The organism is Kurthia sp. FSL E2-0154 (assembly GCF_038003625.1).
In the GTDB taxonomy this organism is placed as follows: domain Bacteria; phylum Bacillota; class Bacilli; order Bacillales_A; family Planococcaceae; genus Kurthia; species Kurthia gibsonii.
On the sequence record NZ_JBBOPO010000001.1, the window covers coordinates 2,481,264 to 2,502,142 of the forward strand.

The 20,879-nt window shown below is 36.8% G+C and carries 19 protein-coding genes; 4 read left to right on the forward strand and 15 right to left on the reverse strand.

Translation table 11 applies throughout. The features are described 5' to 3' along the window. Window positions 1–85: 85 nt before the first annotated feature. The 6 genes from radA to MHB75_RS12415 form a co-directional block, all read right to left on the reverse strand. Window positions 86–1,465 (reverse strand): DNA repair protein RadA, encoded by a 1,380-nt coding sequence (gene radA / locus MHB75_RS12390; RefSeq protein ID WP_068450078.1) that lies wholly within the window; start codon window positions 1,463–1,465, stop codon window positions 86–88. 109 nt (window positions 1,466–1,574) lie between these two features. Beyond that, window positions 1,575–4,013, reverse strand: coding sequence for an ATP-dependent Clp protease ATP-binding subunit (locus MHB75_RS12395; RefSeq protein ID WP_340998028.1), 2,439 nt, complete (start codon window positions 4,011–4,013; stop codon window positions 1,575–1,577). Beyond that, window positions 4,003–5,106 carry a protein arginine kinase gene (locus tag MHB75_RS12400; RefSeq protein WP_340998030.1) on the reverse strand — a complete coding sequence of 368 codons (1,104 nt, stop codon included), beginning with the start codon at window positions 5,104–5,106 and terminating at the stop codon, window positions 4,003–4,005. The genes MHB75_RS12395 and MHB75_RS12400 overlap by 11 nt, the downstream gene beginning before the upstream one ends. Continuing rightward, the gene (locus MHB75_RS12405; protein WP_141272408.1) at window positions 5,096–5,650 is read right to left on the reverse strand and encodes a UvrB/UvrC motif-containing protein; all 555 of its coding nucleotides are present in this window, start codon (window positions 5,648–5,650) and stop codon (window positions 5,096–5,098) included. Before MHB75_RS12405 ends, MHB75_RS12400 begins: the two co-directional genes overlap by 11 nt. 17 nt (window positions 5,651–5,667) lie before the next feature. Next, window positions 5,668–6,138 carry a CtsR family transcriptional regulator gene (locus MHB75_RS12410; RefSeq protein WP_141272406.1) on the reverse strand — a complete coding sequence of 157 codons (471 nt, stop codon included), beginning with the start codon at window positions 6,136–6,138 and terminating at the stop codon, window positions 5,668–5,670. Between the two features lie 160 nt (window positions 6,139–6,298). After that, on the reverse strand, window positions 6,299–6,613 hold the full coding sequence (locus MHB75_RS12415; RefSeq protein WP_141272404.1) for a DUF4870 domain-containing protein: 315 nt from the start codon (window positions 6,611–6,613) through the stop codon (window positions 6,299–6,301). Window positions 6,614–6,757: 144 nt separating this feature from the next. On the opposite strand from MHB75_RS12415, the gene corA reads away from it, so the two are divergent. From corA to MHB75_RS12430, 3 genes are all read left to right on the forward strand, one after another. Then, window positions 6,758–7,723: a magnesium/cobalt transporter CorA gene (gene corA / locus MHB75_RS12420; RefSeq protein WP_340998033.1), complete on the forward strand. Its 966-nt coding sequence runs from the start codon at window positions 6,758–6,760 to the stop codon at window positions 7,721–7,723. Window positions 7,724–8,352: 629 nt separating this feature from the next. Next, window positions 8,353–9,657 (forward strand): globin-coupled sensor protein, encoded by a 1,305-nt coding sequence (locus MHB75_RS12425; RefSeq protein WP_340998035.1) that lies wholly within the window; start codon window positions 8,353–8,355, stop codon window positions 9,655–9,657. Window positions 9,658–9,756: 99 nt separating this feature from the next. Then, a complete protein-coding gene (locus tag MHB75_RS12430) occupies window positions 9,757–10,383 on the forward strand; it encodes a histidine phosphatase family protein (protein WP_340998038.1) in 627 nt (208 codons plus the stop codon). 118 nt (window positions 10,384–10,501) lie between these two features. Here the strand turns inward: MHB75_RS12430 and MHB75_RS12435 are convergent, their stop codons facing one another. From MHB75_RS12435 to exaC, 5 genes are all read right to left on the reverse strand, one after another. Beyond that, window positions 10,502–10,990, reverse strand: coding sequence for an acyl-CoA thioesterase (locus MHB75_RS12435; RefSeq protein WP_068450058.1), 489 nt, complete (start codon window positions 10,988–10,990; stop codon window positions 10,502–10,504). 116 nt (window positions 10,991–11,106) lie between these two features. Further along, the gene (locus tag MHB75_RS12440; protein ID WP_340998040.1) at window positions 11,107–12,534 is read right to left on the reverse strand and encodes an aldehyde dehydrogenase family protein; all 1,428 of its coding nucleotides are present in this window, start codon (window positions 12,532–12,534) and stop codon (window positions 11,107–11,109) included. A gap of 177 nt (window positions 12,535–12,711) precedes the next feature. Next, the gene (locus MHB75_RS12445) at window positions 12,712–14,280 is read right to left on the reverse strand and encodes an IS1182 family transposase (protein WP_141275126.1); all 1,569 of its coding nucleotides are present in this window, start codon (window positions 14,278–14,280) and stop codon (window positions 12,712–12,714) included. 291 nt (window positions 14,281–14,571) lie between these two features. Beyond that, a complete protein-coding gene (locus tag MHB75_RS12450) occupies window positions 14,572–14,937 on the reverse strand; it encodes a DUF779 domain-containing protein (RefSeq protein ID WP_141272392.1) in 366 nt (121 codons plus the stop codon). Between the two features lie 23 nt (window positions 14,938–14,960). Beyond that, the gene (gene exaC / locus MHB75_RS12455) at window positions 14,961–16,481 is read right to left on the reverse strand and encodes an acetaldehyde dehydrogenase ExaC (RefSeq protein WP_340998042.1); all 1,521 of its coding nucleotides are present in this window, start codon (window positions 16,479–16,481) and stop codon (window positions 14,961–14,963) included. Between the two features lie 262 nt (window positions 16,482–16,743). Between exaC and MHB75_RS15140 the strand changes: the two genes are divergently transcribed. Further along, window positions 16,744–17,361 carry a DUF6904 family protein gene (locus MHB75_RS15140; protein ID WP_445667025.1) on the forward strand — a complete coding sequence of 206 codons (618 nt, stop codon included), beginning with the start codon at window positions 16,744–16,746 and terminating at the stop codon, window positions 17,359–17,361. 144 nt (window positions 17,362–17,505) lie between these two features. Here the strand turns inward: MHB75_RS15140 and MHB75_RS12460 are convergent, their stop codons facing one another. The 4 genes from MHB75_RS12460 to MHB75_RS12475 are packed head-to-tail and all read right to left on the reverse strand — an operon-like array spanning window position 17,506 to window position 20,831. Continuing rightward, complete coding sequence (locus tag MHB75_RS12460; protein WP_141272440.1) at window positions 17,506–18,213, reverse strand: ABC transporter ATP-binding protein; 708 nt, start codon at window positions 18,211–18,213, stop codon at window positions 17,506–17,508. Beyond that, a complete protein-coding gene (locus MHB75_RS12465) occupies window positions 18,213–18,989 on the reverse strand; it encodes an ABC transporter ATP-binding protein (protein ID WP_068457156.1) in 777 nt (258 codons plus the stop codon). Before MHB75_RS12465 ends, MHB75_RS12460 begins: the two co-directional genes overlap by 1 nt. Window position 18,990: 1 nt before the next feature. Continuing rightward, window positions 18,991–19,941 (reverse strand): branched-chain amino acid ABC transporter permease, encoded by a 951-nt coding sequence (locus MHB75_RS12470; RefSeq protein WP_340998045.1) that lies wholly within the window; start codon window positions 19,939–19,941, stop codon window positions 18,991–18,993. Window positions 19,942–19,952: 11 nt separating this feature from the next. Next, a complete protein-coding gene (locus MHB75_RS12475; protein ID WP_340998046.1) occupies window positions 19,953–20,831 on the reverse strand; it encodes a branched-chain amino acid ABC transporter permease in 879 nt (292 codons plus the stop codon). Window positions 20,832–20,879 lie beyond the last annotated feature (48 nt).

A 20,879-nucleotide genomic window follows, 5' to 3' on the forward strand; every position in this document is an offset into this window, starting at 1 on the left:
CACCTCCCCTTGAGCTCATTATACATACTTTGCCAACTAAACTCTCTTTTGAGGTAGACGTTTTGTCATTTTCTTTTTGAAATCATTACATTTCTTTGAACGCAATTTTCAAAGCTTGGTTTACGGTCTCTACACCCATCACTTGAATCCCTTCTGGGTACTCCCAACCACCTAAGTTAGACGCCGGAATAATCGCGCGTTTGAAACCGAGTTTCGCTGCTTCTTGAACACGTTGTTCGATACGTGACACACGTCGCACTTCACCCGTTAAACCAACCTCACCTACAAAACAGTCCGTAGCGTTAGCATTCGCATCTTTAAAACTCGATACGATACATACTAGGACGGCTAAATCGATGGCAGGTTCGTCTAACTTTACACCACCTGCTACTTTAATATAGGCATCTTGTGCTTGTAGCATTAGACCCATACGTTTTTCTAAAACAGCCATTAATAATGAAATTCGATTTTGATCCAATCCTGTCGCCATGCGTTTTGGATAGTTAAAACTTGATGGTGTTACAAGAGCTTGAATCTCTACTAAAATCGGTCTTGTCCCTTCCATTGAGGCGACAACTGTAGACCCTGGCGCACCTTGCGAACGTTCTTGTAAAAATAGTTCTGATGGATTTAGTACTTCCTTCAACCCACCTTGCAACATTTCAAAAATCGCAATTTCATTCGTAGAACCGAATCGATTTTTTTGACTGCGTAAAATACGATATGTGTGATGACGTTCTCCTTCAAAATAAAGAACGGTATCTACCATATGTTCTAAAATACGCGGTCCTGCAATTTGTCCTTCTTTCGTTACATGACCAACTAAGAAAATAGCGATATTTTTCGTTTTCGCAATACGCATTAATTCTGCTGTACACTCTCGAACTTGCGATACACTTCCTGGTGCACTCGTCACTTCTGGATGATGTACGGTTTGAATAGAATCGACAATGACAAACTTCGGCTGTACTTCCTCAATTGTTTCATGTAAAAATTCTAAATTTGTTTCAGAGTAAATATAGAGTTCAGCAGATTTTACCCCTAAGCGTTCTGCGCGTAGCTTCGTTTGGCGAACGGATTCTTCACCCGATATATATAAAACACGATGCCCTTGATTCGATAATAAGGCAGATACTTGTAATAGCAGTGTAGATTTTCCAATCCCTGGGTCGCCACCGATTAGGACAAGTGAACCTGGTACGACACCGCCACCTAACACGCGATTCAACTCGTGTAATTCTGTTTGTACACGTGGTTCTTCTTGTGTTTCGACTGAAATAATCGGCATGGCTTTTTGTTGTGATTTACTCACTGTATGTTGGAATGCACCGCGAGGGCCTTTTTGTACAATCTCAACATCTTCAATCATCGTATTCCATTCACCGCACCCTGGACAACGCCCCATCCATTTCGGCGCTTCATAACCGCAACCTGTACACATAAACTTTGTTTTTTTCTTTGCCACTTTGTGCACCTCCGCATTCATATTCCCTTATTATAAAGCAAAACACTCCAAACGTCTGTTCGGAGTGTTTTTAAATTTTAATTTCGTATAGGTTTTCACCTATCTAAAATTAGTTTTTCGCTTTTTCTTTGACATGAACAACGAAATCGCCATCTTGTACATCAAATACAACAATTTGGTCTGTTAGAACTGTACCTTTTAGAATTTCTTCTGATAAACGGTCTTCTACATTTTTCTGAATTGCACGACGCAGTGGTCTTGCACCATATTCTGGATCATAACCTTCATTTGCAATTCGGTCTAATGCAGCTTCCGTTAATTCTAATTCGATGTTTTGTTCTTTTAGACGTTTTGTTAATTGAGCTGCCATCTTTTTAACAATCTCATTTAATTCTTTCTTCTCAAGTGGATGGAAGACAATCATTTCATCCACACGGTTTAAAAATTCTGGACGGAATGCTTTTTTCAGTTCTTCTAACATCACTTGTTTTGAATTTTCTTGTGATTGTTTTTTCTCTTGCGCACCGAAACCAAGAGATTTACGATATTTCAGTGCTTCTGCACCAATATTTGAAGTCATAATAACAACTGTATTACGGAAATCGACAACGCGCCCTTTTGAGTCTGTTAAACGTCCATCATCTAATACTTGTAATAGAATGTTGAATACGTCTGGATGTGCTTTTTCAATCTCATCTAACAAGATAACTGAATATGGTTTACGACGTACTTTCTCAGTTAATTGACCACCTTCATCGAATCCTACATAACCTGGAGGCGAACCAACTAAGCGAGAAGTCGAATGTTTTTCCATGTATTCAGACATATCAATGCGAATCATCGCATCTTCTTCACCGAACATAACTTCAGCTAACGCACGAGCTAATTCTGTTTTACCTACACCGGTAGGTCCTAAGAAGATGAATGAACCAATCGGACGTTTTGGATCTTTTAATCCCGCACGTGCACGACGAATCGCACGAGAGATTGCTTCAACTGCTTCACTTTGTCCTACTACACGTTTGTGCAATTCTTCTTCTAAATTCAGTAATTTTGTAGACTCTTCTTGTTCTAGTTTTGCAACTGGAATGCCTGTCCACATCGAAACAACTTCTGCAATATCATTCACTGTCACTTCAGACTCTGAACGACCTTGGTCTTCTTTCCATTTTTTCTTTGTTTCTTCTAATTGCGCAACTAATTTTTGTTCAGAATCACGTAGGTTCGCTGCTTTTTCAAACTCTTGACTTTGCACCGCTTCATTCTTTTCTGAGCGAAGTGCTTCTAACTGAACTTCTAACTCTTTCAAGTTCGGAGGTGTTGTGTAAGAACGTAGGCGTACTTTTGAACCTGCTTCGTCAATTAAATCAATCGCTTTATCTGGTAAGAAACGATCTGAAATGTAACGATCACTCATTTTAACAGCTGCTTCTACTGCAACATCTGAGATTTTCACACGATGATGCGCTTCATAACGATCACGTAAACCTTCAATAATTTGAATCGCTTCTTCTACAGAAGGTTCATCTACTTGAATTGGTTGGAAACGACGTTCTAATGCAGCATCTTTTTCAATGTATTTACGATACTCATCTAATGTTGTTGCACCGATACATTGTAGTTCACCACGCGCTAGAGAAGGTTTTAAGATGTTTGATGCATCAATTGCACCTTCTGCACCACCCGCTCCAATCAATGTGTGTAACTCATCAATGAATAAGATAACGTTACCTGCTTGACGAATTTCATCCATCACTTTTTTCAAGCGATCTTCAAACTCACCACGATATTTTGTACCTGCAACTACCGTACCCATATCAAGTGTCATAACACGCTTATCACGTAGGATTTCAGGCACTTCATTATTCACAATTTGTTGTGCTAATCCTTCTGCAATCGCTGTTTTACCAACACCCGGTTCACCAATAATAACAGGGTTGTTTTTTGTACGACGAGATAATACCTCAATCACACGTGTAATTTCTTTACTACGTCCAATTACTGGATCTAAATTACCTTCACGCGCCATCTCTGTTAAATCACGCGCTAAGCTATCTAATGTTGGCGTATTTGCTGTCGGTGCAGCAGCGTTACCGTTTTGACCTGCATCTGAACTACCAAGCAGTTGTAATACTTGTTGACGCGCTTTATTTAAGCTAACACCTGCATTATTTAATACACGAGCAGCAACACCTTCACCTTCACGAATAAGAGCTAATAAAATATGCTCTGTTCCGATATATGAATGACCTAATTTACGAGATTCATCTACTGATAACTCAATGACTTTTTTAGCACGAGGTGTGTAATGAACGATTGGTCCAACATTTTTAGAACCTGTACCAACAAGTTCTTCAATACCCTCTTCAATCATTTCAGGACTCACTTCAATAGCCTCAAGAGCTTTTGCAGCGATTCCACCACCTTCTCGAATTAATCCAAGTAAGATGTGTTCTGTCCCAATCGCTTCATGCTTCATACGAATGGCTTCTTCTTGTGCTAATTGCAATACTTTTTGAGCTCTTTGTGTAAATCGATTAAACATCATATGAGTCCTCTCCTTCATCTTCCAATTTATTTTGGCATGCTTCGCTAATCATGTCGCGAATCAATGTCGCGCGGTACACATCTCGCTCATTTGGCTTCAATGTTGTACCTGTATATTGTTGTAAGAAGCCCGGTTGCATAATCAGCATACATTTATTTAAAACTTCATTTGGAATTCTTTGTATGATACCTAAATCTATACCCAAACGCACGTTAGATAAACAATTCGCAGCTTCTGTACTCGATAGGATTCGAGCTGTTTGTAAGACTCCTAACGAGCGATGCAAACGGTCTGAAATTGCAATCGGCGCATGTTCTAACATTGCCTTTCTAGCTTCCACCTCTTTTGCAACAACTTGTTCTACAATCGTTTCTAATTCTTGAATGATTTCTTCTTCTGATTTACCAAGTGTTACTTGATTTGAAATTTGATAATAATTCCCTACAGCCTCTGTTCCTTCACCATAAATTCCACGCACGATTAAACCTAGTCGTGGCATCATATTGATTAAGGCGCGAACTTGATTCGTCATCGTAAGAGCTGGTAAGTGCATCATGACGGAAGCACGTAATCCTGTCCCTACATTTGTCGGACAAGTGGTCATATAACCAAATTTTTCATCAAATGCATAGTTCACTTGTTTTTCAATACAATCATCAATTTCATTTGCTTTTAGTAAAGCTTTTTTAAGATTAAGTCCTGGTTCTAAACATTGAATGCGAATGTGATCTTCTTCGTTAATCATGACACTAATTGATTCATCTTCAGATACGAGAATCGAACCAATCCGTTCTTTTTTCGCAAGTTGTGGGCTAATTAAATGCTTCTCTACTAAAATTTGTTTTTGCAAAGAAGGTCTTTGCCCCAAATCAAAGTGATAGAGTGGTGTTTGAAGTGTTTCGCAGTCGAGTAAAGCACTACTCACTTGACGATCAATAGCCATCGCTTCTTCTTCACTAAAAGCACGTGGGAAACGATACGCAGATATGTTACGCGCTAAACGAATACGTGTACTCATGACAATATCACCGTGCTCACCATCGCCAGCCATCCAACTAATATTGTCACCTTTTAGAAAATGATCAATCTTCATCGTTCGCTGCACCACCTTGCGTTAACTGTTTTTCAAGTTGTTTTACCTCATCTCGAAGTTTTGCTGCTTCTTCAAACTCTTCTTGCTCTACAGCTGATTTCATCTTCTGACGTAATACTTCAATCTCTTTTTTAATTTGATATGTTTTATTTAATCCGCCCGGTATCTTACCCGTATGTTCCGTTGCACCATTATGAAGTCTTTTAAATACTTCAGGCAAACGTTCATAAAAAGCATGATAACAATTTGGACAGTTAAATTTACCCTCTTTTAAAAACTGTTGGTACGTCATACCACATGATTCGCATTGCTGCTTTCCTTGCGGTGGTTGTTTTGACTGAGGTGCATTGGATGACCATGTTGGAATACCAAACCAGTCCGAAAAGATTTGTTCGATTGTCACAGGCTTTACTTCTTCATCTATATGCAAATAATCTTGTTGCCCACTGCAAACTTCGCAGTAGTGTTTTACGACTTCTTCATTATTTTTTGTCATCGTAATGGTGACAGTAGCTGGACGTTGTTTACAGTTTTCACAGATCATCCTCTATACACCTTCTTTTAAAATTCTTTTTCATACTTCAGTGCTACTAACATTGCTTGTAAAAGACGAGAGCGGAGCTGATCACGATATGGTAAATCAATCGCAATGACTTCTCGGTCCATAGCAGTAAGAATGAGCTTTGCCTCACGTTTTGTAATTGCTTGTTCTTCAGTTAAGCGATGTACAATATCCTCTGCAGCCGTTTGCGAAATTTGATAATTAATTTGAGATAGAATATCGTCTAACAGTTCTGTTTTCGAGTTCGTACGTACACGTAAAATGCGAATATATCCCCCACCTCCACGTTTACTTTCGACGATATAACCTCTCTCTACTGTGAATCTTGTATTGATTACGTAATTTATTTGCGACGGTACACATTGGAAGCGGTCTGCAATCTCACTGCGTTTAATCTCAATGTGTCCATTACCACCCATTTCAATAATTTCTTTTAAATACGCCTCAATAATATTCGACATATTCTTCATGTCGAGTCCCCACCTCCTTTAATCAAGCTGACTTTGACTATCTTTGACTATATTATAAATAAATTGTTTTATAAATTGCAATAAAAATGCTCGTTCCTTTTTTGTTTTATAAAAAACAGACATCCTAACCATTACAATTAAAATGTCTGTCTATTTATGATTATTTAACCCAACGTCCAACGATTGGATAATTCCAATACTCACCTTGCAATGCACGAATAATCCCGATGATTGGAATAATGAATCCCATTAGTCCAAAGACGATTAAAAACGGAATTCCAATTAACACATACGAAAATACAACTGAAATACTAATAAGAATTGACATAACAATTTGGAATAACAATGCTTGTAGCGATAAACTTTTCACTCTCGAATCATCAATTAAGAGCATAAAGAGTAGTGGAAGTAGAATCGGTAAATAATATGCACTTGAATGTAGTATAACTTTAATCCATTTATTGTCTTGTTCCATCTAAAACCCGCTCCTTTTCTTCCTTATATATACATATATACGTATGAACAGTACCATCCGTTTCATTTTATTTTTGTGATTATGTGACAAAAAAATTTAATTATGGGAAGATATAGAGTAAATAGATCATGAAGAGGTGACAAGATGATTTACACTCTAGGTCTTACAAAAGACCAGCAGCTCGTGGAAAACTTCCCTTTAGAACATATTAAAGAAGATCGTTTCGATTGGTTTTGGGTTGATTTTTCAGAACCTACTGCTAAAGAAAATTTATTACTGCATACTTTTTTCCAATTTCATCCCCTAGCTGTAGAAGATGCATTGATGCGTTTACAGCGTCCAAAAATAGATTACTATGATGATTATTATTTCACTGTTGTCCATAAATTAAACCCAAAAGAACTAATATCTGAGGAAATTAGTCTATTTATTTCTTCTAAATTTGTCGTCTCATATCATCAATTCCCTGTTCACGAATTTGAAATCGTCAAACGTGAATTAGAAAGTCATCCGAATCGTTGGGATCGCGGTACATTTTTCATCATGTATCAGACAATCGATAAAATTGTCGATGAGTTTTTCCCCCTTGTTTTTACTATTGAAGATCGACTTAATACCATTGAAGATCAGTTAGATTATAAAAATAGTGTAGATTTAATGAACGATGTATTCGACCTTCGCAATGATTTACTCCATATAAGAAGAACGGTTCTCCCAATGCGTGATTTATTATATCGGATTTTAAATTCAAACCGCTTAAATTTGACACAAAAAGAAAAAGCCTATTTTAGTGATGTACACGACCATCTCGTGAAATTGACTGAAATGGTTGAATCAAATCGTGAATTAACTGCCGACATGCGAGATAGTCATATGTCAATGAACGCAATTCGTATGAATAATATTATGATGACGCTTACCATTGTATCAACTATTTTTATTCCACTCACATTCATCGCAGGAGTTTATGGTATGAACTTTGTGAATATGCCCGAATTGAATTGGCATTATGGATACTACTTTACATTAGGACTTATGGTTTTCATCGTATTTGCGATGCTCATGCTATTCAAAAAACGTGGCTGGCTTGGATTTTTTAAAGATGATTAGTAAGGTACGTCTAAGACAGAAGTATTTTAAACAGCGAAAACCCTGTATGATTGAAGTGACACCTAAAAGTTAGACACGGTTATTTCATCAGGCAACGGTTTGGGTATGCGTTCGATATTGTATCGAACGCATACCTTTTAATTTTGCCTTGATGCGTTTCGCGAGCAGGGATTATTTTTTCTATGCGTTTAATTAATTTGATTATCCGTTTTTGAAACACTCTAATTTTACTCTATCGTAAGCTCTTTATTTTTAACCTATTTACGATATCAAAAAAATATCATTTATTCGTTAATAACCATATGAATTACTCATATTTTATTATTACTTAACTTTTTTCACTGTTAAATACAATTTATACTCTTTTTACTTCAAAAAAAACGATTTAAATCATCATTTAATATTTTTATTGCTATAAACACAAATATATAGAAATTTATGTGAAATCTTTTTTTTTTCGTTGAATACGGTTCTCTTTTTCTTAATAAAATGATAAATTATTAGATGATACACTCCCAAGATTTAAAACTTATTACTTATTATTTTTCAAAAAAACAAGACTAAAGAAATGATATACCTTTCTAAGATTGAAAAGACTTTTTTACTATAATATTTTGGAGGCTTCACCTATGATTTGGAACCGTTCGAAAAAGACAAAGAACGAGACTTTTTTCGATATAGAACAATATAAGAAAAACGTCAAAATTGATTTATCACATAATCAGCACTTACAAAAACAAATTGAACTACTTAGTTTAACATTAGAGGACTTAGCTATTATTCATCAATTGAAATTTGTTGCAACAGATACTTTTGTACATATGACAGATGCATTCTATGATGCGATCGTAAAAGCACCTGAATTAACACATATGATTTCACAGAACTCTAGTATTGATCGTTTAAAAGTAACGCTAACAAAGCATATCAGCGAAATGTTCGATGGACGAATTGATGCACAATATATTGAACAGCGAAAAATTATTGCACATGTTCACGTTAAGATTGGTCTACCTTCAAAATGGTACTTAAACTCATTCCAATCACTAACAAATTCATTCATTGACTTTATTGAAGATTTACAAATTTCAACACATGAATCTACTCAAGCAATTAAAGCATTTACAAAATTGATTAACTTTGAACAGCAAATTGTTATTGAAGCTTATGAAAATCGAGTGGATGCCATTCGTGATGAACACGGTCGTGTAAAACAACAAGTTATTCACACAGTTCAAAATACTTCAGAAGAATTAAATGCGATTAGTGAAGAAACAACCGCTGCAATCCAATCACTATCTCGCCAAGCTGATGAAATTGCTTCTTCTACAAAACAAGGTTTAGACTTTGTAAATTCAACAAAAGAAAAATCTGAAAATGGTCGCGCATTACTTCATACGCAAAATGAATTAATGCAAAAAATGTCTGCAAGCATCAAAATGCTCGACGAAACAATGTCTAAACTGAAAATCTCTTCTAAACAAATTAATGATATTGTTCATTTAGTAACAGGTATTGCCGACCAAACAAACTTATTAGCATTGAATGCATCAATTGAAGCAGCACGTGCTGGGGAGCACGGTAAAGGCTTCGCTGTTGTTGCTGAAGAAGTTCGCAAACTAGCTGAAGAAACAAAGTCAGCTGTTCAAAATGTCTCTAAATTAATTTTAGAAACTGAAAACAACATTGAAAACATGTCTGTATCCGTAAACGATGTTGACGAACAAATTAATGAAGGTGTTCAAATGCAGGATGATTTATCTACTAGCTTCCATACAATTGTTGAAGCGGTGAGTGGTATTCAAGCAATCAATGAAAGTACAACTGAAGATGTAAATACAATTTCACGTTTATTAGATGATTTAACAGAAGGTACAATTCAAGTATGTAATTCTGCTGAACAACTATTAGAAGTTACTTATGAGTTAAATTAAAACGAAATATGAAATAGATAGCTAACCTATGCGATGTAGGCTATCTATTTTTTTCATTCTTCGCTACAATATGTCCATGCAGATGGAGGAGGATTCAATATGGTTAAAATTTATCTTACACGACATGGGCAAACAGAATGGAATTTACAAAAGAGAATGCAAGGCTGGTTTGATTCCCCTCTTACGCAAGAGGGTCAACAAGCTGCAATCGCGCTTGGTAGAAGACTGGCGCAAATTCCTTTTAGTGCGATTTATGCCAGTTCTAGCGGTCGAACAGTGGATACTGCGAAATTTATTTGTTGTGAACGCCAAATGCCTATTTTCTTTAAACAACAACTACGCGAAATTAACGTAGGTGAGTGGCAAGGTTTGACAGACGGTGAAATTAAACAAACATATCCTGAACAGTATCATCATTATTACAATCACCCAACAGCATATAAATCTGAAGAAGGTGAAACTTTTGAAGATGTTTTACAACGCGTGCTACCATTAATTAAAGATTTAATAGAAGATTACGAAGATGATGAACCCGTTTTAATCGTCACACATGCCGTTGTAAAGAAACTATTAATTGCTCATTTTCAAAATCAATCAATTGATCATGTATGGGATCCTCCCTTCATTCACGGAACGAGTTTAACGGTACTTCATTTAAAGAAAAATGGTGATGTACACTTTGAATGCATTGGTGATACAGAACACATGCAAAAACAGATTAGCTAACAAAAAACACCTCCACGTTGATTTACTAGGTTTAATACCCGTTTTTCAACGAAAGGTGTTTTTATTTGTCTCATTTAATTTAGGTCAGTTCCATATTCGCGTGGAAAGTGTTTTATATTTATAAAAAGAATGAATGTGGCATATTACGTTTTTCTTTACGATGAGCACGACGCAGTGGACCTGATTCAAAGAGTCTTTTTTCTTCTTCTGACTCAGGAAACACAGGTGGAACAGCTTGAGGTTTCCCATCTGCATCAATCGCTACCATCGTTACAAAAGATTCAGTTGTTAATTTTCGTTCTTTTGTTTGAATGTTAAGTGAAGATACACGAATATAAACTTCCATCGAAGTGCGACCTGTTGCACTGACAATTCCTTCTAACTCCATAATTTCTCCTGCACGAATTGGTGAGAAGAAATCCACTGAATCAAAAGATGCTGTAACTGTCTCCATTTTAGAATGTTTCATCGAAATAATTGCTGCAATTTCATCGATATACGCTAATACTTTACCACCAAAAATTGTATTCATATAGTTGGTATCAGGTGGCGCAACCAGCCTTGTTTGAACTGTACGTGAATTTGACATTGGAATCGCTTCTAACATGATCAACACTCCTTTTTTATTTTCTGTATCTATTTTAACATAAATAAAATGAAACACACCTATTATTTACATATTAAAATAAATATTCTGTACCTATACACAACGAAAATATATTATTACAGTTTTGTTTTTATAGTAATGAATTTCATTTCAGACATTTCTTGAACAGCATATTTAATTCCTTCTCGTCCATAACCACTCGTTTTCACACCGCCATATGGCATATTATCTGTGCGGAATGTTGGAATATCATTAATAATAACGCCGCCAGCTTCAATCTCATCTGCTGCTCTTAAAGCATCTTCAATATTCATTGTGAAAATACCCGCATTTAAGCCTAAATCTGATTCATTCACATATTGAATCGCTTCGTCTAATGTGCCATATGGAATAATTGATACAATCGGTGCGAATGTTTCTTGTTTAATAATTTTCGCATCATGTTTAGCGTTTAATATCACAGTTGGTTTCATCGTACGTTCTGTATATTCTGCACCTGTCGCTACCTTTGCACCATCTGCTACTGCTTCATCAACCCATTCTTTAATACGCATTACTTCTTTTGGATGAATCATTGCACTTACATCTGTTTTTTGATCCATTGGACTACCTACAACTAACTTTTCTGTTTCTTCTACGAAAGCTTTTGTGAATTCTTCATAAATCGACGCATGTACATAAATACGTTGTACTGAAATACATACTTGACCTGCAAAACCAAATGCGCCATCTACACAACGTTTCACCATCTTATCGATTGGTGTACTTGGTTCAACAATGACTGCTGCATTGGACCCAAGTTCAAGTGTAATCTTACGTAGGCCTACTTGTTCCTTAATCTTCATTCCGACAGCACCGCTACCTGTGAATGTCACCTTTTTAACTAATGGATGTGTTACAAGAATCTCACTTAATTCACTACCTTTTCCTGTTACAATTTGTAACATTCCATCTGGTAATCCTGCTTCTTTAAATATTTCAGCTAGCGCAATACTACTTAAAGGTGTTTGAGAAGCTGGTTTCAATACAACTGCGTTACCTACAGCAAAAGCAGGACCTAATTTATGTGCAACTAGATTGAACGGAAAGTTAAATGGTGTAATAGCAGATACGACACCAAGTGATTCTCTTTTTGTCCAACCAATTCGATCACGTACGCCAGGCGCTGCATCTAAAGGTACTGTTTCACCATGTAAATGTTTTGCTTCCTCCGCCGCAAACTCATACGTTGCAATTGTACGATCTAATTCACCTAAAGCAGCTGTTAAAGGCTTCGCTGCTTCCATTGCAATTATTTTAGCTAGTTCTTCTTTTTTATCTTTCATAATTTCAGATACGCGATGTAAAATTTCAGCTCTTTCATAAGCTGTTTTTTCTTTAAATTTTATATAGGCACGGTGTGCACCTTCTATCGCAACCGATACTTGTTCAGGAGTAGCACGTGCAACTTCCGCAATGGTTTCACCATCATAAGGGGCTTTTAACGTATCTTTCTTCACCGTTTCCACCCACTGACCGTCAATCCATAAACTTGTTTTAATCATGTAATCTCCTCCTATGCTTTTTTACTATCATACGCTTATTGTATACACTTTTAAAATAATTTTAATCATAGAAGAAAAAGAGGCTGGGACATAAATAGCTCTCAGTCACACAAAAAAGGAGATTGCGCAGGCAATCTCCTTTTTTGTGTGATTTTTTTCATAAGTGATGGGAGGGTTTTACCCTCTCATCGCATACTTTCTTAGGTTGGTTGCCATTAAGGCAAGTCCGATTTCATTTCGGACCTTCGATTTTCCACGAAGTGAAAATCGAGTGAAACCTAAATTCGCCTTCAAAAATCCAAAAACTGGTTCCACATCGATTTTTCGTTTTCGATAAATGGCGCCTGTTTTTGCTTCTGAAAGCGTCGCTTGAATCATTTTCTTCTGTTCTTCCCAATGCGTATTGATGGCCAATCTTCGATTGTTTCCTTCACGTGCTTTTGTACAAGATGAACGGAAAGGACATCCTGAACAGTCTTCACATGTATAGATTTTAAAATGACGTGTAAATCCTGTCTTATCCGTACGTGTTGAATCATATTGGTACTTTACTAATTGTCCATTCGGGCAAGTATAACAATCGGTCGTTGCGTCATATGCCCAATTGCTTGTTTTAAAAGGATCTTTAAGATATTTTCGTTGCTGTTCTTTGCGATACATACCATATGTAATTAATGCTTTACGTTGGAGTGTTTCTACCACGTATTGATAGTTCGGTTCACTACCATAACCTGCATCGGCGACAATATGTTCAGGTAATTCAAAATAATGAGCTTGAATATCTTGTAAAAAGGGCACGAGCGTTTTTGTATCTGTCGGATTCGGATACACCTCATAAGCAAGGACATATTGATTTTCTGTTGCGATTTGAACATTGTAACCGGGTTTCAGTTGTCCATTCTTCATATAATCGTCTTTCATACGCATAAATGTCGCGTCGACATCGGTTTTTGAATAACTATTTCGTGTACCCATCTGTTGTAAATGAAGACGATATTGTCTTTTTCGGACAATCCAATCTTTCACTTGTTTTAAATATTGTTTCGGTGTTTTACGTGCTGCACGCAATTGTTTTCGTTCGGTTGAATCAGAGGAAGCTTCCAGCTTTTCTGTATAATCATCAATTACTTCTTCTAATGTCGAAGCGACTTGTTCTAGCTCTTCTTCAGATAAAGCCTCTTTTTGTTCCTTTTGAATGGCAGGCAAAATACGTTCTTCTACGAGTTGCTCGTATAAGGCATTAGACTTTTCAATCATACTAGCTTGATAGTTTTCAACCGACTTCTTCCATACAAAAGTGAACTTATTGGCATTCGCTTCAATTTTTGTACCATCAATGAAGATTGCTTGTTGGTCAATGCATTTTTCTTCAATTAATCGACACCGGAATTGGATAAAGCATTGTTTTAGAAGTTCTTGCATCTGTGGATGAACGCGAAAACGATTAATCGTACGGTAACTTGGTTCGTAACCTTGTGCTAACCACATCATACGTACACTATCTTTTGTTAAATCTTCCATCCGGCGACCTGAAAAAATAGATTGTGTATAACCACATAAAATAATTTTCAACATCATTTTAGGGTGATAAGAAGGACAACCTGTCGCTTTGTAGAAAGGAGCGAAAGCTTCTTCTGGAATACTTTCGACTAAATGATGGATCGAAAAAGCAATATCTTTTTCAGCTAGTTTCATTTCAAAATCTAATGGTAAAATCACTTGATTCATGTTATAGTTTTTATACATAAAGAGCACTTCCTTTTATTATTTTTGTGGTAGGATACTTAAATTTTAACAGGAAAGGCTCTTTTTTTGTATCCGTTTTTTTGTTTTGGATGGGCGTGTGGGCGTGACTTCTGCGGGAACAGCACGAGCGGAATATCCATGTTGGCGATTCATCGCCAACATGAGATGAAGCCGTGCCCGCGAAAAGCATCGCCCAAAACGAACATCCGCAGACAGACCAAAAAGAGCTTCGGCATTTTCATGTGCCGAAGCTCTCTTGCTTTTAACTAGGGTTTTGTCCCAGCCTCTTTTTTAGAGACTCTTTTTTATTTCTGCATACTCTTCATCTGTAAACATGTGGCTCCGTGATAGAAAACTTTTCCCTTCTAAACTTTCAAGTGAAAACCCACTACCAAATCCATCGATAAGATCTACAATAATTTGTGTATGTTTATTGTAACGATACAAAGCCTCATGCATATAGAATGGAACATCTTCATCTATTGTTTCTAACAATAAATCTACACTGCCTACTTGAAAATCACCTTGTTTATAACACATAGGGGCAGAACCTTCACAGCATCCACCAGACTGATGGAACATGATTGGGCCATGCTTTTCTTTTAAAAATCGAATCATTTGTAAAGCCTCTGGTGTTACTTCTACACGCTTCACCATATTTGCTTCACCTCCTATTCGATTTAGAAGAACCCTTGTGGCTTTTCAGCGTAACTTACAAGTAAGTTTTTCGTTTGTTGATAGCTATCTAACATCATTTTGTGGTTTTCACGTCCGATACCCGACATTTTGTAACCACCGAATGCTGCTGCTGCTGGATATTGATGATATGTGTTTGTCCATACACGACCAGCTTGAATTGCACGCCCTGCTTTGTAAGCTGTATCGCCATGACGTGACCATACACCTGCACCTAGACCGTAGTCTGTATCATTCGCAATCTTGATTGCTTCATCGAAGTCTTTAAATGTTGTAACAGCTACAACTGGACCAAAGATTTCTTCCTGGAATACACGCATATCATTCGTACCTTTAAAAACAGTCGGCTGGATGTAAAAACCATTTGCAAATTCTTCGCCTAAATCATTTACATCGCCACCTGCAAGAACTTCAGCGCCTTCTTCTTTACCGATTTTTAGGTAAGAAATGATTTTTTGATATTGCTCATTTGAATTTTGTGCGCCCATCATTGTTTCTGTATCAAGTGGGTTACCGATTTTAATCGCTTTAACACGCTCAAGAACACGCTTCATAAATTCATCGTAGATTGATTCATGAATTAATGCACGTGATGGACATGTACATACTTCACCAGAGTTAAGTGCAAACATAACGAATCCTTCTACTGCTTTATCTAAGAAATCATCATCTGCTTCCATAATATCTGGGAAGAAGATATTCGGTGATTTACCACCTAATTCAAGTGTTACAGGAATGATATTTTCAGTCGCATATTGCATAATTAGACGACCTACTGCTGTAGAACCTGTGAATGCAATTTTTGAAATACGCTTATTTGTTGCTAAAGCTTTACCTACTTCTGCACCAAAACCATTTACGATATTTAAAACACCTGGTGGTAATAAATCTTGGATTAACTCTACAACATATAGAATCGAAGCTGGTGTTTGCTCAGCTGGTTTTAATACAACACAATTCCCTGCAGCTAAAGCTGGTGCTAGCTTCCATGTAGCCATTAAAATAGGGAAGTTCCAAGGAATGATTTGTCCTACTACACCAAGCGGCTCTTGGAAGTGGTAAGCAATTGTATCTTCATTAATCTGAGAAGAGAAGCCTTCTTGTGTACGAATTGCACTTGCAAAATAACGGAAGTGATCTACTGCTAATGGAATGTCTGCATTTAATGTTTCGCGAACTGCCTTACCATTTTCCCACGTCTCAGCAACAGCGATTTTTTCAAGATTCTCTTCAATACGATCAGCAATCGCATTTAAAACCTGCGCGCGGTGTGCTGGGGATGTTTTACCCCAAGCATCTTTTGCAGCGTGTGCCGCATCAAGTGCTAATTCAATATCTTCAGGTGTTGATTTCGGAATGCATGTAAAAGCTTCACCTGTAATTGGTGTAATATTGTCAAAATACTGTCCTTTTACCGGTGGAACCCACTCGCCCCCAATAAAGTTTTCATATTGCGGTTTAAAATCTACAACGGCACCTGCTGTATTTGGATTTGCATAAATCATGATAAATTTCCTCCTCTGCAATCATTCAATACACAAGAAAAATTACGTCTTAAACAGAATTTTTGTGTATCTTTGACTTTATTTTGTCTTAAAATTCAATATTTTTCAACTATTAACTTTCAAAGTATGGTATTTATTTTAAAATAATAGGGTATACGTTCTAAAAATGAGGTCTTTATGTGTTAGCCGTACTAAATACAGAACAATTAGAAAATATCCGTATAAGTGGTGATTATTAGGATTTAAAAGGCCTACAAAAGCTATTGAACAATTACTTCATACATCTATTAAAAATAATTGTACAAATCATGTACAAAAAAATTATGTACTTCGTTTTTGTCGCGAACTTGAACAAGTAATCAAAGGCGAAGTTGCTATCGAGACCACATATAATGGCATTTACGACGAATTACAAGAAGAGTTTGTTATTCCATTTCCACAAGAAAATATTTATTTCTCTTTTGAAAAATGTTGGCCAAAAATGCTGTTTATAGTTCTCTGCTTAAATCATTTTATTGAAAAAACAACAACTCATAAAGAACAACCATTCACACAAACTCATATTATGGTCATTCGAAAATTCGAGTCCCTCGTGTTCGAATGTTTCACCTCAAAAATCACGCTCATTAATAAGTCTCAAATCGCTACATTATTTTTTAGCGCCCCTCACGACTTTCGTCAATTCATTGCACAATATGTCGATCTCATCACAGCTAAATATCTGGCTCTACCCCAAGAAACTAAAATGATATACCTACCTCACATTCTTAAAAAATTCCATATACGTGATTTTGAATACACTTGTTTTAAAAACATGCTAAATCGTACTGCAAAAGAATCTAATCTACCAATACATAGAATTGTCTTACAAGCAGACTAAATCATTGGTAGTTCAAAATAAACAGATTGAGACAAAACATTTTTTAACGTTCGCAACGAAAAACTGGAACCGTGCCATAGCGCAATTCCAGTTTTTATTATGCTCTTGTAATATGGTGTTTTCACACTTATATCCCAGCTTGTTTTAAATACCACCTAAATAGGCAGCGCGTACTTCATCAGACGCTTGTAATGTTTTCGCATCTCCAGACAATACGACCTTACCTGTTTCAATTACATAACCACGTTCCGCAATCGATAATGCCATATGCGCATTTTGTTCCACAAGTAAGATAGTTGTACCATTACGATTTATTTCTTCAATAATTTCAAAAATCGTTTTAACCATTAAAGGTGCTAAGCCCATAGAAGGTTCATCTAAGAGTAACAGCTTTGGTTTTGCCATAATGGCTCTGCCCATTGCGAGCATTTGCTGTTCACCACCAGATAATGTACCTGAAGGTTGTTTTCGACGTTCAAGTAGTCGAGGGAATAACTCGAATACACGCTCTAAATCTTTCGAGATATTCGCGCGATCACGTCGCAAGTATGCACCTAAGTCTAAGTTCTCTTCAACTGTCATATTCGAAAAGACACGACGACCTTCTGGCACATGTGAGATTCCCGTCTTGACAATACTTTGCGCTGCTTTTTTATTGATAGATGAACCTAAATATTCAATCGTACCTTGCTTCGGACGAAGTAGCCCTGAGATTGTTTTGAGCAATGTACTTTTGCCTGCACCATTCGCGCCAATTAACGTAACGATTTCGCCCTCATTTACTTCGAGTGATACACCTTTAAGCGCTTGAATATTACCGTAATATACATTTAGGTTCTCGATTCTCAACATCACTCATCAACCTCCTGACCTAAGTAAGCTTCAATTACTTTCGGGTTATTTCGAATTTCTTCTGGTAATCCATCTGCGATTAATTGTCCATGATCAAGTACATAGATTCGTTCACAAATGCCCATTACAAGACCCATATCATGTTCAATCAATAGAATCGTTAAATCAAAACGTTTTCGAATGAGTGCAATCAATTCCATCAATTCTTTTGTTTCTTGTGGGTTCATACCAGCAGCTGGCTCATCAAGTAATAATAGTTTCGGTTTAGCCGCTAAAGCGCGCGCAATTTCTAAACGCCGTTGCATACCATAAGGTAAATTTTTAGAAAGTTCATCTTTATACTTTTCAAGTCCGAATATTTCTAAAAAAGCAATTGACTCTTTCTCCATCTCTTCTTCGCCTCTGAAAAAAGATGGTAGACGTAAAACAGAGCTTAAGATAGAGTGCTTAGCTAATGAATGGTTCGCTACTTTCACATTATCTAAAACCGATAATTCCTTGAATAGACGAATATTTTGGAATGTACGACTCACACCACTTTTAGTAATTTGGTGAGGTGACATACTTTTTGTATTCTTACCATCAAAATAGATGGCTCCTTCTGTCGGTTTATAAACACCTGTTAACATGTTGAATGTTGTCGTTTTTCCCGCACCATTCGGTCCAATTAGCCCAATTAACTCACCTTGATATAATTCCATATTCAAACCTGAAACAGCTTTTAAACCACCAAATTGAATCCCTGCTTGATCTACTTTTAATAAAGGGTTATTCATGCTAATCTTCCCCCTTCGCTACAGGTTTACGTTGTTTTTTTGTTTTAAAAATATCCGTAATTTCTTTCGTACCCATTAAACCCGAAGGACGATATAGCATCACAATAATTAAAACTAAACTGTAAATAATCATGCGTGTCTCTGGGAACTCTTGTAGGTACTGTGAAATAATCGTTAACAGTGTTGCTGCGATAATCGCACCTGACATACTTCCTAAACCACCAAGTACTACATAAATTAAAATATCAAATGACTTTAAGAAACCAAACTGTGATGGCAGGATAATATAGAAGTTGTGCGAGAATAACCCACCCGCAAGACCTGCAAAGAATGCACCCATCACAAAGGCAATTACTTTATAAAATGTCGTATTAATCCCCATTGAATCTGCTGCAATCTCATCTTCTCTTACTGCGATACATGCACGGCCATGACGTGATTTCGTAAAGTTTGAAATAACAATAATCGTCACGAGTGTCGCAAAGAATGCGAATGTCCATGTTGTTTGCTGATCTACTTGGAAGCCTGAGGCACCACCTACGAACTCCCAGTTTAAAAACGTAATACGAATGATTTCAGCGAACCCTAGTGTTGCAATAGCTAAATAGTCTCCTCGTAAACGAAGGGTTGGCATACCAATTAGGAATCCCATTACTGCCGCTGCCAATGCACCGATAATTAAACTCACAATGAATGGCATATTAAAATTCATTGTACACATCGCAGAAATGTAAGCACCAACCGCTAAGAACCCAGCGTGTCCGATTGAGAACTGCCCTGTGATTCCAATAACGAGGTGAAGACTAACTGCTAATGAAATATTAATTAAAATCGTAATCATTAAATTTGTATAATATGCATCTAGTTGTCCACTTGTAATCATAAACTGAACGACTGCATATACAACAAGCGCCAAAACAGTATATATCCAAAACACTTTAGACTTTTTCATAAGGCCGCCACCTACACTTTCTCGCGGGTATTTTTACCGAAAATACCTGCTGGTCTAAAGATTAAAATAATAATCAAAATAATGAATGCGGCTGCATCTCTCCACAGTGAGAAGCCAACTGCACTTACAATTGTTTCAATAACACCTAAAATCATACCGCCTGTCATCGCTCCTGGAATACTACCAATTCCACCTAATACCGCTGCAACGAAGGCCTTCATTCCTGGAATAACACCCATTAAAGGGTCGATTTTTGTGTAATATAATCCGAAAATAACGCCTGCTGCACCTGCTAATGCAGATCCAATCGCAAATGTAGCTGAGATTGTATTGTCCACATTAATTCCCATTAATTTTGCTGCTTCCGCGTCATGTGATACCGCACGCATCGCTTTACCAACCTTCGTTTTATGTACAATAAACTGTAATAAAATCATCAATGTAATCGATACACCTAAAATTAATAATGATTGCGAACTAATATCTGCACCGAATAAATTAATTTGCTTATTGGCAACTAAATCTTTTGGATAGGCTTCAGGTTGTGCACCACGAATATAAATTGTGACATATTCAATTAATAACGAAACGCCAATCGCCGTAATAAGTGCCGCAATTCTGGTTGAATTTCTCAATCGTTTATAAGCGAGTCTTTCAATTACTACGCCAAGTATTGCGCATAAAACCATCGCAATGATGAGTGCTGGGAAAAAGCCCATTTGCCAAGACGTGACAGCATAAAAACCTACAAATGCCCCGATCATGAATACATCACCATGTGCAAAGTTAATCAGTTTAATAATGCCGTATACCATTGTGTATCCTAATGCAATAAGCGCATAAATACTACCAAGTGATATACCATTAATGAGTTGTTGTAACCACTCCATTTGCACCTCTCCCTATCATTAAAGTAAAAGAGCGTGCCTAGCGTAAAC